Origin of the sequence: Nocardioides bigeumensis (assembly GCF_039531755.1) — a bacterium.
Classification (GTDB): Bacteria; Actinomycetota; Actinomycetes; order Propionibacteriales; family Nocardioidaceae; genus Nocardioides; species Nocardioides bigeumensis.
Genome location: NZ_BAAAQQ010000003.1, coordinates 1 through 16,343 on the forward strand (window position 1 = coordinate 1; position 16,343 = coordinate 16,343).

Consider the following 16,343-nt stretch of genomic DNA (forward strand, 5'->3'; position numbering starts at 1 on the left):
CTGGCACCACCACAAGATCCACGACCCCCGATACCAGACCACCTACCACCCCAACGGCACCATCACCATGCACCGACGCACGTGAGCGACGAGGGCCCGCTGAAGTACGACGATGCCCCTTGACGGGTCACTTCACCCACACCAAGCCAGGCGGTCAGGATGCGTTCCTCGTCCTGCGTTGGTTCGTGCCCGGCTGCCCTCGAGCGCTCCACAACACTCCGATGGACAGCCTCGGCAAATTGCGCGGCGGTCGGTGACGCCCCGGAGTTCAGCGGCCTGCCGTCATGATCGATCGTGCAGGCGGCTATGCGTGGCAGCTTGGCCACCTGGAGCAGCGGCGCAAAGCCCGCGTCGCTCGACATGAGCACGAGTTCGTCATGGCGCGTCGATGCCGACAGAGCGCTCATGACGTCGACAGCGGTCCGGATGTCCGCCCCGTTCTCGGCCCCCCGCGTCGGGCCCGGGCAGTCGACGACCGCGACGCCGGCCCGGGCGAAGTACGGTCGAAACCGGGGTCGGCAAGTGAGCGCGATCAGCCGAGCAGGAACTCCCGGGTGGCCTGCCAGCCCAGCTGGGAGTCATGCACGTAGAGGGCGAAACGGTCGACGTCGAACGCACAGTCGAATCCCGCGAGCTCCTCGAACGCCGAGTCCATGACCTCGTCGTCGAGGTGGTGGGCGACGGTGACGTGCGGGTGGTAGGGAAAGACCAGCTCGACCGCGAGCGGGCCGCGGCGAACGGCGTCGGACAGGGCCTCGCAGTGCGAGATCCCCTCGGCGAGGGTCACGAAGACCACGGGCGAGACCGGACGGAAGGTGCCGGTGCCGCGCAGCCTGATCCTGAAGGCTTCGACCTCGGACGCGGCGACCTCGAGGTGCTCCTCGACGGCTAGCAGCGCGTCGTCCTCGATCGCCATCGGCGGCACCAGGGTGACGTGGGTCGGGATCTGCGTGGCCGTCTCGTCGCCGATGGATGCGCGGTAGTCCTGCAGCTGCTGCCCCCACGGCTCGGGGATCGACAGCGCCACGCCGATGGTCGGCATCAGCGGCCTGCGCCCTGCGCGGGCTGGGTGGACGCGGGCAGGAACCCGACCCGGTCGAGCACGTCGCGCAAGGTCGCCTCCGCCACCGCACGCGCCCGGTCCGTCCCGGCGGCGATGATCCCGTCGAGGTGCTCGCGGTCGTCGAGCAGCTCGAGGGTGCGGTCGCGGAACGGTGTCACGAACTGCACGACCGCCTCGGCGAGATCGCCCTTGAACGCGCCGTACCCCTTGCCGACGTAGTCCCCCTCGATCTCGCCGATCGAGCGTCCGGTCATGGCCGAGAAGATCGTGAGGAGGTTGCTCACACCAGGCTTCTCGTCGAGGTCGAAGCGCACCTCGGTTCCGGAGTCGGTCACGGCAGAGCGGATCTTCTTCGCGCTGGCCTTGGGCTCGTCGAGGAGCTCGATGATGCCGGCCGGCGACGAGGCCGACTTGGACATCTTCGCCGTCGGGTCCTGCAGGTCGGTGATCTTGGCGGTGGCCTTGAGGATGTAGGGCTCGGGCAGCCGGAACGTCTTCTTGTAGCGGTGGTTGAAGCGCTGGGCGAGGTCACGGGTGAGCTCGAGGTGTTGGCGCTGGTCCTCGCCCACCGGGACGTAGTGCGGGCGGTAGAGCAGGATGTCGGCCGCCTGGAGGATCGGGTAGGTGAACAGGCCGACCGAGGCGGCGCCCTCGCCGCCCTTGGCCGACTTGTCCTTGAACTGCGTCATCCGGCGCGCCTCACCGAAGCCGGTCAGGCACTGGAGCACCCAGGACAGCTGCGCGTGCGCGGGTATCTGGCTCTGTACGAAGATCGCCGACCGCGCCGGGTCGATGCCCATGGCGACCAGCTGGGCGACGGCGCGACGCGTCCGGTCGCGCAGCACCTTGGGGTCCTGCTCAACGGTGATCGCGTGCAGGTCGGCGATGAAGAAGAACGGCTCGTAGTCGGCCTGGAGGTCCACCCACTGCCGCAGCGCGCCGAGGTAGTTGCCGAAGTGGAACGAGTCGGCCGTCGGCTGGATGCCCGAGAGCACCCGGGGGCGGGCCGAGCTGGTCGCGGCGCCGGAGGCCTGGGTCTGGGTCTCGATCCCGAGTGTCGGCGGCGGCATGCGGAGGATTCTGTCAAAGCAGTCAGGGTGCGCGTGCAACCGCCCATGCCCGCGGTGGAGTCGTCACACTGGAGGCAACCACGCAGGAGGAGGAACGACGTGCGGGACGCCCGGGATGTCGACCCACCCGAGGTCGATCTGGGGCTGCTGACGCACGACACCGCGGCGTACGACGTCCCCGAGACGGGACCCGGCAAGGTGAGTCGCCCGCGGAACCGCCTGGTCGTGGGCGGGTTGCTCGCCGCCGCGGCGGCCGTGGCGGCGGTGCTCGCGCTGGCCCCCGGGCTCGGCACGCTGCCGGAACCCCCGACTCCCGTGACGCCCTCACCCTCCCCGGCCCTCGCCGTCGGGACGGTGCCTCAGGAGGTCCGGAACCTCATCGCCGACGACCGCACCCACCGCATCGAGGTGGCCGGTGGCCTGGACGGCTCGGTCGCCGTCATCTGGCGTGAGCTCGACGGCAACCCGCGCTACGCGCTCGTGACCCGCACCGCCGACGGCACCACTACCGGGCAGATCATCGAGGCCCCCTTCGGTCTGACCGCCGTGCCAGGCGGCTGGGTCGCGATGCGGTCCTACCGCGCGTACCTCCTCACCCCTGAAGGGAGGCTCACCGACCTCCCGATCCAGGCGGTCATCGAGCCGCGCGCCGGTGACATCCAGGTCGAGACCGGCGAGCGGCCCTTCCTCTACCGCCCCAGCGTCGGGCTGCTGGCGCCCGTGGCCATGGAGGAGGAGGCCGACGCGACGTACCTCAACGCCGAGGGCGACCTGGTCACCTACAACGAGGACAAGCACCGGATCAGCTCAGCGGCAGGTGGCGGGACCTCGGTGCCCGAGGACGCGAGCTACGTCTTCTTCGCCGGCAACGCGGACGTAGTCGTCGCGCTCGTGCAAGGGGATCAGTCGGACGGCTTGATCTTCTTGATGGACATCGCCATCTCCCGCGACGGCGGCCGATCGTGGGAGCACACCCTGCCGCAGACCCCGAAGCCGGTCCAGGCGACCTCCGCGGCTGTCGATGCCGAGGGCACCGTCCTGGTGGCCACCAGCGAGGACGGCGTCTTCAGGATCCCTGCCAGCGGCGCGGGGGTCTCGAGCGCAGGCATCGTCCTCAACCACGTGGCTCAAGCGGGGACGACGCTGACCTACGGTTGGGACGACCAGAAGGACCGCGCCTACCTCCACCGCGGTACGGCGCCGACCGCGTGGACGGTCCTGTCGGGCAGCTTCCTCTGACAGCCGGTGTCGGCGAGCTCGCGCCGATGCTGCGATTCGGGCGCACAGGAGGACAGTGGGGAGAGACCCATCCAGAACTCGATCCCAGGTGATCCCATGGCACGCGACCTGTACGCCGACGACCTCGCTCCCGAGGGGGTGCCGGGCGCCCGCGCCGCCCGTTGGTCGATCGTCCTCGGTGCCGTCCTGTTCGCCGTCTTCGCTGTCCTCACGGTCGCGTCGCTGGCCGGCAGCGCCATCGCCGACGACGGGTCGTGGATGCACCTGATCCTGGGGCTGGCGCTCCTCATCGCCGTCTGCATCGCCATGGCGGCCTTCGTGATGGCCGTCTCCGCGCGCGTCCAGAAGCAGACCAGCATGCTGCTGTGGCTGCCCCTCCTGGCCCTGCCCGGGCTCGTCGCCTACATCACGTTCAGCAACAGGTTCTGAGCCGGCTCAGGCACCTGGCTCAGGAGACTGGCTCAACGGACTGGCTCAGGAGACCGGCTCGACAGACTGGCTCAACGGACCGGCTCAACAGACTGGCCCACAGACTGGCTCACGGACTGGGCGGCCCGGCGCAGCGCCAGCCAGCCGGAGATCAGCAGCACCACGAAGCCTGCGAGCGAGAGGCCGACGCCGACCAGCGCCGGTGCGCGGTAGCCGTAGCCCGCTGCGATGACCAGTCCGCCGAGCCAGGCACCCAAGGCGTTGGCGACGTTGAGCGACGCGTGGTTCATCGCCGCCCCGAGGGTCTGGGCCTCGCCGGCCACGTCCATGAGCCGCAGCTGCAGGTTGACCACCAGCACCGAGCCGAGCGAGGTGACGAGGAACGCCATCGGGAGGGCCGCCCAGCCGAAGGGCGCGAGGGCGGCGTACCCGAGCAGCGCCGCGGCCATGCCGAGCGAGCCGACCACGAGGGACTTCAGGATCGACCAGCGGGCCAGCTCTCCGGCGACCCACGTGCCGAAGACCATCCCGAGACCGAAGGCGAGCAGGAAGACCGGCACCGCCGACTCGTGCAGGCCACCCGTCTCGGTCACCGTCTTGGCGATGTAGCTCATCAGCGCGAACATCCCGCCGAAGCCGATCGCGCCGATCGCCAGCGTGAGCCAGACCTGTGACTTGGTGAAGGCAGCGAGCTCCCGACGCCCCTTGGCGTCGGGGTCGCCGGGCACCGACGGGACGAAGAGCACCGTCATCACGACCGTGACCACGGCCATCACGGCGACGAGGAGGAACACCGCACGCCAGCCGACCTGCTGACCCAGCCAGGTGGCGGCGGGGACCCCGACGACGTTGGCGACGGACAGCCCGAGCATCACCGAGGCGACCGCCCTGCCCTTCCGCTCGGGCGACGCCATGCTCGCGGCGACCAGGGACGCGACGCCGAAGTAGATGCCGTGCGGCAGCCCGTCCAGGAACCGGAAGACGAAGAGCATCTCGAAGCTCGTCGAGACGGCGCTCAGCGCGTTGAAGAGGGCGTACGCCGCCATCAGCCCGATCAGCAGCCCCCGGCGCGGCAGCCGGGCGCCGAAGTAGGCCAGCACGGGGGCGCCGATCACGACGCCGAGCGCGTAGGAGGAGATCAGGTGCCCGGCCGACGGGATGGACACCTCGACGCCGTCGGCGATCTGGGGAAGCACCCCCATCGTCACGAACTCGGTCGTGCCGATGGCGAAGCCGCCGGTCGCGAGCGCGAGCACGGCGAGGCCGAAGTGCGAGGGCGTGACGGCAGGCTGAGTCGGGGCGGGGGCTGTCGCAGTCATCTGCACCCATCGTCCAACCGCGCAGCGGGATGTGCCTATTCCTCGGGGCGGTCTGGTCTATCCGCTCGCTGCGCTGGCTGCTCGACCACCGGTGGTGCTCGCCCCGCGCGCGTAGATCCACCGCTCGGTGAGGTGCAGCCCGAGGTCGACGAGCATCTTCAGCCCGCAGAGGATCGCGACGCCCGCCACCTCCGGGTCGTAGGTGCCGTTGCCGAAGGCGGCCGTGCCGTCGAGGGCGAACATGAAGCCGAGGATCACGCCGATGTGCAGCACGATCATCCGCGGGTAGGGCACGAACATCACGACCCCGGCCCGGGTGTGCAGCCGCTCGTCGTTGCCGAACCAGTTGACGGCGAGCGACACCAGGTGGCTCGCCGTGATCGCGGCCATCGTCAGGGCCAGCGCCCACCACGAGCCGGAGACGCCGGTCATCACCACGATGATGATCGTGAAGACGCCGTGCACGGCGGTGAAGATCCCGTAGTGCAGCGCGAAGAACGTGGCGTCGAACTTGGGCGGCATGAGCGCGCCGTTCATCGTCGCCATCGAGTGGGTGCGCCCGTCCTCGACGGTGCGCAGCTTGACCACGGTGCACGCCCAGATGACGAGGTTCTCGTACCAGTAGATGAGGAAGACGTCGCCCAGCGACAACGTGCCCTCGACCACGGCCCACACGGGCAGCAGGTTGGCGACGACCAGGGACGCCGCGCTGACCGCGCGGCCCACCGACCCCGGCCAGCGGGCGGCGGCGCTCGCGAGCACCAGCACGCCGAGCCACCGCAGCAGCACGCGCACGACGTCCCCGTTCGGTCGGGCTAGAGAGCCGCGAGCGCGTCGTTGAAGGTCACCGACGGCCGCATCACGGCCGAGGCCTTCTCGGGGTCGGGTCGGTAGTAGCCGCCCACGTCGACCGGTGAGCCCTGCACGCCGATCAGCTCGGCGGCGATCGTCTGCTCCTGCGCACGCAGGGTCTCGGCCAAGCCCGAGAAGGCCGTGGCCAGGTCGGGGTCGTCGGTCTGCTTCGCCAGCTCCTCTGCCCAGTAGAGGGCGAGGTAGAAGTGCGAGCCCCGGTTGTCGAGCTGGCCCACCTTGCGCGCGGGCGACCTGTCCTCGTTGAGGAACGTCTCGGTGGCCCGGTCGAGCGCGTCGCCGAGCACCTTCGCGCCCGAGTTGCCGGTCGCGTCCGCGTAGTGCTCGAGGCTGGCCGCCAATGCCAGGAACTCACCAAGGCTGTCCCAGCGCAGGTAGTTCTCCTTGAGCAGCTGCTGCACGTGCTTGGGCGCGGAGCCGCCGGCGCCGGTCTCGAAGAGCCCGCCGCCGTTGAGCAGCGGGACGACGGAGAGCATCTTGGCCGACGTACCGAGCTCGAGGATCGGGAAGAGGTCGGTGAGGTAGTCGCGCAGCACGTTGCCCGTCACCGAGATGGTGTCCTCGCCCTTGCGGATCCGCTCGAGGGTGACGGCGATCGCCTCCTCGGGCGACAGGATCTGCAGGTCGAGACCCTCGGTGTCGTGGTCGGAGAGGTAGGTGCGCACCTTCTCGACGAGCTGGGCGTCGTGCGCGCGGTCGCCGTCGAGCCAGAAGATCGCCGGCATGCCGGTGGCGCGGGCGCGCGTGACGGCGAGCTTGACCCAGTCGCGGATCGGCTCGTCCTTGGTCTGGCACATCCGCCAGATGTCTCCGGCCGACACCGTGTGCTCGAGCACGACGTTCCCGTCGCCGTCGACCACGCGGACCGAACCGGTCACGGGGATCTCGAAGGTCTTGTCGTGCGAGCCGTACTCCTCCGCCGCTCGCGCCATCAGGCCGACGTTGGGCACCGTGCCCATGGTGGTCGGGTCGTACGCGCCGTGGGCACGGCAGTCGTCGATGACGACCTGATAGATGCCGGCGTACGACGAGTCGGGGATCACCGCGAGCGTGTCGGCCTCCTGGCCGTCTGGCCCCCACATGTGGCCCGAGGTCCGGATCATCGCCGGCATCGACGCGTCGACGATCGTGTCGGACGGCACGTGCAGGTTGGTGATCCCGCGGTCGGAGTCGACCATGGCCAGTCGTGGGCCGTCGGCGATGCCGCGCTCGAACGCCGCCTTGATCTCGGCCTTGGTCTCCTCACCACCGGGCAGCGAGTCGATCCCCGCGAGGATGCCGCCGAGACCGTTGTTGGGCGACAGCCCGGCCTTCGCCAGCGTCTCGCCGTGCTCGGCGAAAACGTCGGGGAAGAAGGCCCGCACGGCGTGGCCGAAGATGATCGGGTCGGCCACCTTCATCATGGTGGCCTTCAGGTGCACGGAGAACAGCACGTCGTCGGCCTTGGCCCGCGCCACCTGGGCGGTCAGGAATTCGCGCAGCGCCGCCACGCGCATGACCGTCGCGTCGACGACCTCGCCGTCCTGGACCGTCACCTTGTCCTTGAGCACGTGGGTCGAGCCGTCGTCGCCGACCAGCTCGATGCGCAGGTCGCCGCCGGTCTCGACGACGGCCGACTTCTCGTTGTTGCGGAAGTCGTCCGCGTCCATGTGCGCCACGTTGGTCTTGGAGTCCGCCGACCACGCACCCATCGAGTGCGGGTGGGACCGGGCGTAGTTCTTCACGGACGCAGGCGCGCGGCGGTCGGAGTTGCCCACGCGGAGCACCGGGTTGACCGCAGAGCCCTTCACGGCGTCGTACCTGGCCCGCGTCTCCTTCTCCTCGTCCGACGACGGCGACTCGGGGTAGTCGGGCAGGTCGTAACCCTGCTCCTGCAGCTCCTTGATCGCCGCCGTCAGCTGCGGCAGCGAGGCGCTGATGTTGGGCAGCTTCACGATGTTGGCCTCGCTCCGCTCGACCAGCTGTCCCAGCTCGTCCAGATCGTCGGAGACGCGCTGGTCGTCGGTCAGCCGGTCCGGGAACTTGGCGATGATCCGGCCGGCCAGCGAGATGTCGCGGGTCTCGACGGGCACGCCGGCCTTGGCGGCGTACGCCCGGACGATCGGGAGGAAGGAGTACGTCGCCAGCAGCGGCGCCTCGTCGGTCTGGGTGTAGACGATCGTCGAGTCACTCACACCGCCGACGCTACTAGAGTGCAGGGGCCCCCTCGGCGGGGGCGTACGCCACGTGAGGGGAGCTCGGTCGATGACGGAAGCAGTTGGCGGCACAGTCACCGAGGCCATCAATCCGCCCACGAACGCCCACAAGCTCGGCGCCGAGGTGCTCGGCACCTTCGTGCTGGTGTTCTTCGGCTGTGGGGCGGCGCTGGTCAGCGGTGGCGACTACGTCGCGACGGGTCTGACGTTCGGCCTCACCGTCGTGGTGATGGTGTACGCCGTCGGGCGCATCTCGGGCGGTCACTTCAACCCCGCCGTCACCCTCGGCGCGGCGATGGGCGGGCGGCTCCCCTGGCGCGAGGTCGGGCTCTACGTCGGAGCCCAGCTCGCGGGCGCGGTCGGTGCGGGCCTGGCGCTGTGGGTGCTCATGCACGGCTTCGAGGGCTTCAGCTCCACCGACGGCTTCGCGCAGAACTCCTTCGGCGACGACGGCACCGGCTACGCCTGGTGGGCGGCCTTTCTGCTCGAGACGCTGCTCACCCTGGTCTTCCTGATGATCATCCTGGCCGTCACCGACAGCCGCAACGAGCACCCGGTGATGGCGCCGCTCGCCATCGGCCTCGCGCTCGCGATGATCCACTTCGCGTCGATGGGCGCCACGGGCACGTCGGTCAACCCCGCCCGCTCGATCGGAGTCGGCCTCTTCGCGGGAGGCGACGCCGTCATCCAGCTGTGGCTCTTCATCCTCGCGCCGTTGCTGGGCGGCGCCGTTGCGGGCCTGCTCTACCCCGCACTCTTCGGTGGCGACGAGCCGGTGCCGGGGTCGGGGCTTCGCTTCGGCCGTCCGGGCGCGGTGGGCTTCGCCGGAGGCGTTCCGGGCTATGGCGCGCCCGACCAGTACCAGCAGCAGTGGAACCAGCCGGACGCCGGCGGCGCACCGTTCGGGCAGCACCCGCAGGCCTATCAGGGCCACCAGCCACAGCCCCAGCAGTACGACCAGCAGCAGTACGGGCAGCAGTACGGGCAGCAGTACGACCAGCAGTACGGGGGCCAGTACGACCAGCAGCAATACGACCAGCAGCAGTACGGGCAGCAGTACGGGCAGCAGGCGCAGCCCTACGGTCAGCAGGGCTACTCCCAGCAGCAGTACGGGCAGCAGTACGGCCAGCAGCACGGCCAGCAGCACGGGCAGCAGGCGCAGCCCTACGGTCAGCAGGGCTACCCCCAGCAGCAGTACGGCCAGCAGTACGGGCAGCAGTACGGGCAGCAGCCGCAGCAGGGACACCCAGCCCATCCTGCGTCCTACGAGCCGTACCAGTCCCACCAGCCGGAGCCGGACCCGACGCAGCAGTACCCCGCAGCGACCGAGGCCGCTCCGGAGGCCCCTCCGCAGCAGTACGGCACCCCCGCTCCGGAGGCCGACGACCCGGACGGCGAGGACGGCCGCACCCAGGTGCGACCCCCGGAGCACTGACCGCGGGCTAGCTCGCGGGAGCGGCTGGTGTGTAGGTGACCAGCCGCACCTGCTCCTTCTCGCCGCGCACCGTCTCCTCCGCGACGAGCCCGATGCCCGGTGCGTAGTACTTCCGCTCCTCGAGGTCGGGCTCGAGCGGAGTGGTGTCGGAGGTGACCACGACGTCGTCGTAGGACTCGGTGTCGAGGTCGAGGGTGACCGAGACGCGGAGCACCTCGGCACGGTCCTCGGCGACGCCCTCGAGGAACTCCTGCCGGTAGCCGTCGCCGATGCGCGGGGCCGCGAGCATGGCCACGCCGGCCATCGCTCCGTCGACGCCGGCCTCCCAGGACCCCTCGGTCGAGACCGTGCTGTCCTCGGGGTCGTCGGGGTCCTCGTCGTACGCCGTGGTGTCCTCGCCGAAGTACCAGACGTTGCCTGCGCGGTCCTGGGCGAACCAGTCGTAGGTGTCCTCCACCAGCTTGCCGCGGGCGTCGCGCACCTCGTCGTGCACGACGGTGGTCTCGACGCCGGCGACCGTCCTGGTCTCGTCGGTGACCGTCACCGTGATGGTCTCGGTGCCGGTGCTGCTCTTCGACTCGTAGGTCCACGTGGAGCCGGGGACGAGCGGCAGGTAGGGGTTGTCGATGCGAGGGACGAAGTCGTCGGGGTCCGGCGACGGGGTCGGCACGACCAGCCCGTCGACGCCGGTGGGCGCGGTCGTGCCCGGAGCGCCGGCGCTGCCGCACCCGCCCGAGAGGGCGAGCCCCAGCAGGCCCAGAGCGACGGCGAACGCCCGACCAGGCTGCATGCGCACAGCATGGCCCACAGGTCCCGTTCGGGCCGCGCAGGCCCGCTGCTAGCGTCGGTCCCATGAGCTCTTCTCCGTTGAAGGTCGCCGTCACCGGCGCCGCCGGCCAGATCGGCTACAGCCTCCTCTTCCGCCTGGCCAGCGGCTCCCTGCTCGGGCCGGACCGGCCGATCGAGCTGCGGCTGCTCGAGATCGAGCCCGCGCTGAAGGCCCTCGAGGGCGTCGTCATGGAGCTCGACGACTGCGCCTTCCCGGGCCTCGCCGGGGTCGAGATCGGCAGCGACCCGGAGAAGATCTTCGACGGGGTGAACCTGGCGCTCCTCGTCGGCGCCCGTCCGCGCGGACCGGGCATGGAGCGCGGCGACCTGCTGGAGGCCAACGGCGCGATCTTCACCGCCCAGGGCAAGGCCCTCAACTCCGTGGCCGCCGACGACATCCGCATCGGCGTCACCGGCAACCCTGCCAACACCAACGCGCTGATCGCGATGAGCAACGCACCCGACATCCCGCAGGAGCGGTTCTCGGCGCTGACCCGCCTCGACCACAACCGGGCGATCTCGCAGCTGGCCCGCAAGACCGGCGCGCCCGTCACCGACGTCAAGCACATGACGATCTGGGGCAACCACTCCGCGACGCAGTACCCCGACGTCTTCCACGCCGAGGTCGGTGGCCGCAACGCTGCCGAGGTCGTCGACGACCAGTCCTGGATCGAGAACGACTTCATCCCGACGGTGGCCAAGCGCGGCGCTGCGATCATCGAGGCCCGTGGCTCGTCGTCGGCCGCGTCGGCGGCATCCGCGACGATCGACGCCGCGCGCGACTGGCTGCTCGGCTCGGCCACCGACGACTGGGTGTCGATGGCGGTCGTCTCCGACGGCTCCTACGACGTCCCGGAGGGGCTGATCTCGTCGTTCCCCGTCACCACGAGCGCCGGCGACTGGACCATCGTCCAGGGGCTCGACATCGACGACTTCTCGCGGGTGCGCATCGACGCGTCGACCGCCGAGCTCGCCGAGGAGCGCGACGCGGTGAGAGAGCTCGGCCTGATCTGAGAGCTCGGCCTGATCTGAGGGCTCGGCCGCCTAGCCGGGCTGGTCGGGGATCGATCCGGCGAGCACGAACATCGCCACGCCCACCCCGATGAGCAGCACGGCGTCGAGCGCCTTGGAGCGCACGGAGAGCATGCCGGCGTCCCGGCTGGGGAGCACCAGTCGGACGACCGCGCCGAAGACCAGCGAGGCGCCCATGAGACGTACGCCGGTGCGCCAGTCGTCGAGCACCACGAGGATCAGCCCGAGACCGGCGACCCCGAGCATCACGAGGTAGAACGCGCCCCCGATCGTGGACGGATAGCGTCGCGGAGCCTCGTCGTCCTCCGGGGCCTCGTCGGCCGCCTCGCCCGACGGCTCCGGGAGCCGCCCGTCCACCAGCCGCTCGGCGGAGACGGCGGGCACGTCCTCGGGAGGCTCCAGCTGGGCGGGGTCGTCGGGCATCGTGCGGCAGGCTACCCCGCCTGCTTCTCGGCGATGTCGACGATGTTGGACAGCAGCATGGCCCGCGTCATCGGACCGACGCCCTTGGGATTGGGTGAGACCCAGCCCGCCACGTCCCACACGCTCGCGTCGACGTCGCCCGCGATCTGACCGTCGACCCGGGACACCCCGACGTCGAGCACGGCCGCGCCCGGCTTGACCATGTCGCCGGTGATGATGCCCGGCACGCCGGCCGCCGCGACGATGATGTCGGCGTCACGCACGTGCTTGGCCAGGTCGCGGGTGCCGGTGTGGCAGAGGGTGACCGTCGCGTTCTCGCTGCGCCGGGTCAGGATCAGGCCGAGCGGGCGGCCCACGGTGAGCCCGCGGCCGATGACGACGACCTCGGCGCCGTTGATGGGGACGTCGTGGCGACGCAGCAGCTCGATGGAGCCCACCGGGGTGCAGGGCAGCAGGCCGTCCTCCCCGAGCACCAGCTTGCCGAGGTTGACCGGGTGCAGGCCGTCGACGTCCTTGTCGGGGTCGACCCGCGACAGGAGCGCGAACTCGTCGAGCCCGGTCGGCTGCTGGACGATGAACCCGGTGCAGGCGGGGTCGGCGTTCAGCTCGTCGATCACCGCCTCGACCTCGGCCTGCGAGGAGCCGGCGGGCAGGTCGCGGCGGATCGACTCGATGCCGATCGCGGCGCAGTCTCGGTGCTTCGCGCCGACGTACCAGTGCGACCCGGGGTCGTCGCCGACCAGGACGGTGCCGAGTCCGGGGGTGATCCCCTTCTCCTTGAGGGCGGCCACGCGGGCCGCCAGCTCGGTCTTGATCTCGTTGAGGGTTGCCTGGCCGTCCAGGGTCTGCGCGGTCACGCGCGGATACTGGCATGCCGCGCCGGACGAAGCGAGCAGGTGTCCACGTCTGCGGGGGCGCGTCGGTGTCGATCCGGACGGGGCCTCAGTGGGCGAAGTGCCGGGTCCCGGTGAGGTACATGGTCACGCCGGCGGCCTGGGCGGCCGCGACGACCTCCTCGTCACGGACCGATCCACCCGGCTGGACGACGGCGCGCACGCCCGCGTCGAGCAGGATCTCCAGTCCGTCGGCGAAGGGGAAGAACGCGTCGGACGCGGCGACCGAGCCGGCCGCCCGCTCCCCCGCCCTCGTCACGGCGAGGCGGGCCGAGTCGACCCGGTTGACCTGGCCCATGCCGACGCCGACCGAGGCACCGTCGGCGGCGAGCAGGATCGCGTTGGACTTCACCGCCCGGCAGGCCCGCCAGGCGAAGGCCAGGTCGGCGAGGACGTCGTCGCTCGCCGGCTCTCCGCTGACCAGCCGCCACGAAGCCGGGTCGTCGCCCTCGGCCTGGAACCGGTCGGCGTGCTGGGCCAGCGTGCCGCCCGGGATCGGGCGCAGCTCGATCGGGTCCCCCGCCGGGGGGGCGCAGACCAGCAGCCGCACGTTCTTCTTGCGGGTCAGCACCTCGAGCGCCGCGTCGTCGTACGCCGGCGCCACCACCACCTCGGTGAACACCTCGGCGACCTGCTCGGCCATCGCCACGGACACCGCCACGTTGGTCGCGATGACCCCGCCGAACGCCGAGACGGGATCGCACGCGTGCGCCTTGCGGTGTGCCTCGGCGACGTCGGCCCCGACCGCGACGCCGCACGGGTTGGTGTGCTTGATGATCGCCACGGCGGGGCGCTCGTGGTCGTACGCCGCGCGGTGGGCCGCCGCCGCGTCGACGTAGTTGTTGAAGGACATCTCCTTGCCGTGCAGCTGTTCGGCCTGAGCGAGGCTCGGCGCCGCACCGTCCTGGAGGTACAGGGCGGCCGGCTGGTGGGCGTTCTCGCCGTAGCGGAGCACCGCGCCGAGCGCGTAGGTCTGCCCTCCGAAGGCCGGCCACTCCTCCCCGGCGCCGGCGAGCTTGCGCGACATCCACGACGCCACCGCCACGTCGTACGCCGCGGTGTGGGCGAACGCCTCGGCGGCCAACCGCTGGCGCTGCTCGAGCGAGAAGCCGCCGGCGCCGACTGCCTCGAGCACGTCGGAGTAGCGGGCGGGCGAGGTCACGATCGCCACCGACGGGTGGTTCTTGGCCGCGGCTCGCACCATCGACGGTCCGCCGATGTCGATCTGCTCGACGCACTCGTCGGCGCTCGCCCCGGACGCGACGGTCTCGCTGAAGGGGTAGAGGTTGCTCACCACCAGGTCGAACGGGTCGACCCCGAGCTCGTCGAGCTGGGCGCGGTGGGACTCGAGCCGCCGGTCGGCGAGGATCCCGGCGTGCACCATCGGGTGCAGCGTCTTGACCCGCCCGTCCAGGCACTCGGGGAAGCCGGTCAGCTCCTCGACGCGCGTCACCGGCACCCCCAGCGAGTCGATGCGGGCGGCGGAGCCGCCGGTCGAGACCAGCGCCACCCCGGCGTCGTGCAGGCCGCGCACCAGGTCGTCGAGTCCGGACTTGTCGTAGACGGACACCAGCGCTCGCCGGATCGGGATGCGCTGCTCGGTGGGGTCGCTCACGGCGGGTCAGACTATCCGGGCCCGGTTCCGAGCAGCACCCGGCGGCCCTCGACCCGCCAGCCGCCGCGCGCCATCCGGCCGACCGCGTCCACGAGCATCCCCCGCTCTGCGGTCTTGATCCGCTCGTGCAGGGTCTCGACGGTGTCGTCGTCGGCGACGGGCACCGTCCGCTGGTCGACGATGGGACCGGTGTCGACGCCGCCGTCCACGAAGAAGAGCGTGCAGCCGGTCACCTTGACGCCGTAGGTCAGCGCGTCGGCCGGGCCGTGCATCCCGGGGAAGGACGGCGACAGGGCCGGGTGCGTGTTCACGGTGCGCCCCCCGTAGCGACGGAGGTACTCCTCGCCCACCAGCTTCATGAAGCCCGCGAGCACGACCAGGTCGGGCTCGTGGGCCGCCACCTGGTCGGCGAGGGCCCGGTCCCACTCCTGGCGCGAGTCGAAGTCGGGCACCCGCACCACGAAGACCGGAACACCGGCCGCCTCGGCGCGCTGCTGCCCGAGCGTGCCGTCACGGTCCGATCCGACGGCCACCACGGTGGCGCCGTACGCCGGGTCCGCCGCCGCGTCGAGCAGGGCCTGGAGGTTGGTGCCCGTCCCGGACACGAGGACGACGATCCGGAACACGGGGGCGAGCCTACGGCTCGGTCGGATCCGCCGGCTCGAGCGACCGTCGCTGCCACCACGTCATGGCCAGTGCCCCGACCAGGCCGCCGAGCCCGAGCGCCGGGAGCGCGTGCACGAGGACGTCCCGCGCGAACGGTGCGACCACCTGCATGCGGCCGGGGCCCACCGACCCGCCGGCGAGCGCCGTCACCAGGCCCACGACCAGCCCGGCCAGCAGCCCGGCGGCGCAGCCGCGGATCGCGGCCTCGTCCCAGCGCAGCACCGGCCGGCGTCGCTGCGCCCGGGCGACAGCGACGGCGGCGAGCAGCGGCGGGACGGCGATGAGGAACGGCGCCCAGACCGGGACCGGCCCGGTGCCAGGGAGCGCAGCGAGCAGCGGGTGCAGCGGCAGCGGCCCGAGGGTGACGGCGGTCGGGGTCACCAACGTCCCGGCCCCGACCGCGAACCCCGGCCCGAGCAGGTAGGCGCCGGCGAAGAGCGTGGCGTTGGGCAGCACGAGCAGCGCCGAGGCGGCGTACAGCCCCGACCCCTTGGCGTCCAGGCCGAGCTGGGAGAGCACGTTCAAGCCGGTGCCGAGGTCGAGAGCGAGAGCGGCCAGCAGCGTGCCGAGGCAGACCGACGCGTAGGTGCGCAGCACCGACCACGCCGCCGCCAGCACAGGAGGTACGCCGGCAGGCAGTCGGTTCGCCCAGATGGCGGCCCGGCCCGAGCCGACCGCGAGAGCAGGCACGCCGAAGAGCAGGACCAGGCCGAGTGACCACACCACTGCCGCAGCGGTCGAAGGGCGCGGGCCCGGAGTCGAGGCCAGGGACGCGGCAAGCACGGTCACCACGACGTAGCCGGCGGTGAAAAGGGCGGCAGCGGTCGGCACCGTCCAGTCCCGCTCCCCGTCGAGGATGCGGTCGGCGTCGGGCCCATGACCGGAGACCGAGTCGCCGACCTTGTGGGCCACCCGCCAGGTGGTCAACGCGCAGACCAGGGTGATCCCGAGCGGCACCGCCGAGATCAGCACCCCCTGGACCTGGAGCCCGGAACCGTGCGCGGCCAGCCAGCCGAGAGCGCCCGCGCGCAGCCCGTCGCGCGGTTGACCATGCGTGCCCGCATCGGTCAGGAACCAGCCGACCATCCCGACCGCCATGCAGACGACCAGCGTCGACCCGGCGGCGACGATGCCGCCCAGAGTGGCGAGCAGCACCAGTGGCCGCCGGTGACGGGGGTCGTGCGCAGGGTCGCGGGGGGCGGACCGCCACGCCCCCCGGGTGGTCTGGGAAGGAAGGAGGGCCGTCATGACCGCCTCATCATCGCC

Annotated in this window: 16 protein-coding genes; 4 read left to right on the forward strand and 12 right to left on the reverse strand. The window is 71.3% G+C overall.

Going from position 1 to position 16,343, the window contains the following annotated elements; genetic code table 11:
* Positions 1 to 62 precede the first annotated feature (62 nt).
* From ABD295_RS05805 to trpS, 3 genes are read right to left on the reverse strand one after another with little or no spacing between them, the layout of a single operon-like run.
* On the reverse strand, positions 63 to 566 hold the full coding sequence (locus tag ABD295_RS05805; protein ID WP_344302818.1) for an NYN domain-containing protein: 504 nt from the start codon (positions 564 to 566) through the stop codon (positions 63 to 65).
* Complete coding sequence (locus tag ABD295_RS05810) at positions 533 to 1,042, reverse strand: 2'-5' RNA ligase family protein (RefSeq protein WP_344302722.1); 510 nt, start codon at positions 1,040 to 1,042, stop codon at positions 533 to 535. Before ABD295_RS05810 ends, ABD295_RS05805 begins: the two co-directional genes overlap by 34 nt.
* Positions 1,042 to 2,133: a tryptophan--tRNA ligase gene (trpS, locus tag ABD295_RS05815; RefSeq protein WP_344302723.1), complete on the reverse strand. Its 1,092-nt coding sequence runs from the start codon at positions 2,131 to 2,133 to the stop codon at positions 1,042 to 1,044. The genes ABD295_RS05810 and trpS overlap by 1 nt, the downstream gene beginning before the upstream one ends.
* Positions 2,134 to 2,232: 99 nt before the next feature.
* On the opposite strand from trpS, the gene ABD295_RS05820 reads away from it, so the two are divergent.
* Positions 2,233 to 3,372 (forward strand): hypothetical protein, encoded by a 1,140-nt coding sequence (locus ABD295_RS05820; RefSeq protein ID WP_344302724.1) that lies wholly within the window; start codon positions 2,233 to 2,235, stop codon positions 3,370 to 3,372.
* A 96-nt stretch (positions 3,373 to 3,468) separates the two neighbouring features.
* The gene (locus tag ABD295_RS05825) at positions 3,469 to 3,801 is read left to right on the forward strand and encodes a hypothetical protein (RefSeq protein WP_344302725.1); all 333 of its coding nucleotides are present in this window, start codon (positions 3,469 to 3,471) and stop codon (positions 3,799 to 3,801) included.
* A 71-nt stretch (positions 3,802 to 3,872) separates the two neighbouring features.
* On the opposite strand, the gene ABD295_RS05830 is transcribed toward ABD295_RS05825, so the two are convergent.
* Genes ABD295_RS05830 through ABD295_RS05840 form a run of 3 tightly spaced genes read right to left on the reverse strand, consistent with a single transcriptional unit; the run spans position 3,873 to position 8,164 of the window.
* A complete protein-coding gene (locus tag ABD295_RS05830) occupies positions 3,873 to 5,120 on the reverse strand; it encodes an MFS transporter (RefSeq protein WP_344302726.1) in 1,248 nt (415 codons plus the stop codon).
* Between the two features lie 57 nt (positions 5,121 to 5,177).
* Positions 5,178 to 5,915, reverse strand: coding sequence for a DUF6498-containing protein (locus ABD295_RS05835; protein WP_344302727.1), 738 nt, complete (start codon positions 5,913 to 5,915; stop codon positions 5,178 to 5,180).
* Between the two features lie 20 nt (positions 5,916 to 5,935).
* Complete coding sequence (locus ABD295_RS05840; RefSeq protein WP_344302728.1) at positions 5,936 to 8,164, reverse strand: NADP-dependent isocitrate dehydrogenase; 2,229 nt, start codon at positions 8,162 to 8,164, stop codon at positions 5,936 to 5,938.
* A gap of 70 nt (positions 8,165 to 8,234) precedes the next feature.
* Between ABD295_RS05840 and ABD295_RS05845 the strand changes: the two genes are divergently transcribed.
* Positions 8,235 to 9,620 carry an aquaporin gene (locus tag ABD295_RS05845; protein WP_344302729.1) on the forward strand — a complete coding sequence of 462 codons (1,386 nt, stop codon included), beginning with the start codon at positions 8,235 to 8,237 and terminating at the stop codon, positions 9,618 to 9,620.
* Positions 9,621 to 9,627: 7 nt separating this feature from the next.
* On the opposite strand, the gene ABD295_RS05850 is transcribed toward ABD295_RS05845, so the two are convergent.
* Entirely contained in the window at positions 9,628 to 10,410 is a 783-nt protein-coding gene (locus tag ABD295_RS05850) for a hypothetical protein (RefSeq protein ID WP_344302730.1), read from the reverse strand.
* Positions 10,411 to 10,472: 62 nt separating this feature from the next.
* On the opposite strand from ABD295_RS05850, the gene ABD295_RS05855 reads away from it, so the two are divergent.
* Entirely contained in the window at positions 10,473 to 11,462 is a 990-nt protein-coding gene (locus ABD295_RS05855; RefSeq protein ID WP_344302731.1) for a malate dehydrogenase, read from the forward strand.
* Positions 11,463 to 11,492: 30 nt separating this feature from the next.
* On the opposite strand, the gene ABD295_RS05860 is transcribed toward ABD295_RS05855, so the two are convergent.
* From ABD295_RS05860 to ABD295_RS05880, 5 genes are all read right to left on the reverse strand, one after another.
* Entirely contained in the window at positions 11,493 to 11,903 is a 411-nt protein-coding gene (locus ABD295_RS05860) for a DUF3017 domain-containing protein (RefSeq protein WP_344302732.1), read from the reverse strand.
* 11 nt (positions 11,904 to 11,914) lie between these two features.
* The gene (locus ABD295_RS05865) at positions 11,915 to 12,760 is read right to left on the reverse strand and encodes a bifunctional methylenetetrahydrofolate dehydrogenase/methenyltetrahydrofolate cyclohydrolase (protein ID WP_344302733.1); all 846 of its coding nucleotides are present in this window, start codon (positions 12,758 to 12,760) and stop codon (positions 11,915 to 11,917) included.
* Between the two features lie 85 nt (positions 12,761 to 12,845).
* Positions 12,846 to 14,411, reverse strand: coding sequence for a bifunctional phosphoribosylaminoimidazolecarboxamide formyltransferase/IMP cyclohydrolase (gene purH / locus ABD295_RS05870; RefSeq protein ID WP_344302734.1), 1,566 nt, complete (start codon positions 14,409 to 14,411; stop codon positions 12,846 to 12,848).
* An 11-nt stretch (positions 14,412 to 14,422) separates the two neighbouring features.
* On the reverse strand, positions 14,423 to 15,037 hold the full coding sequence (gene purN / locus ABD295_RS05875) for a phosphoribosylglycinamide formyltransferase (RefSeq protein WP_344302735.1): 615 nt from the start codon (positions 15,035 to 15,037) through the stop codon (positions 14,423 to 14,425).
* Between the two features lie 10 nt (positions 15,038 to 15,047).
* Positions 15,048 to 16,325: a cell division protein PerM gene (locus tag ABD295_RS05880; protein WP_344302736.1), complete on the reverse strand. Its 1,278-nt coding sequence runs from the start codon at positions 16,323 to 16,325 to the stop codon at positions 15,048 to 15,050.
* Between the last annotated feature and the right edge of the window lie 18 nt (positions 16,326 to 16,343).